Source organism: Mesorhizobium sp. M5C.F.Ca.ET.164.01.1.1, assembly GCF_004792125.1.
GTDB lineage: Bacteria > Pseudomonadota > Alphaproteobacteria > Rhizobiales > Rhizobiaceae > Mesorhizobium > Mesorhizobium wenxiniae.
This window is the reverse complement of sequence record NZ_SRTG01000463.1, coordinates 1-303: the sequence shown is the minus strand read 5'-3', so window position 1 is coordinate 303 and position 303 is coordinate 1. Positions and strand designations below refer to the sequence as shown.

The following is a 303-nucleotide window of genomic DNA, read 5'->3' as shown; positions in this document are numbered from 1 at the left end:
CTTCGTCGACCTCGACCGGCACCTTGCCCCACCAGACGACACCCGAACCGGCCACCAATGGCGCGCTGGCGCCGCAGATGGTGGTGAAATAGCCGCTGAGCTTGTTCGGATTGACGACCGCGTCAAAGACTTCGGCGACCGGTTTGCCGATGCGCCCTGAAACACTGAATCCAAGAGACATATCCACAGCTCCTTGCTTGATCGCAACAACGATATGTTATAGAAACATAACATGTCAAGCCGATCGCAGGACGACAATGTTTTCAAGGCGCTGGCGCATCCGCGCCGGCGCGAAATACTGGA

At 57.1% G+C, this 303-nt stretch carries 1 pseudogene; it reads right to left on the bottom strand.

The window, feature by feature from the left end:
- Positions 1–181 (bottom strand): annotated as a pseudogene (locus EN807_RS34295) (ATPase); the annotation flags it as partial.
- Positions 182–303: the final 122 nt, after the last annotated feature.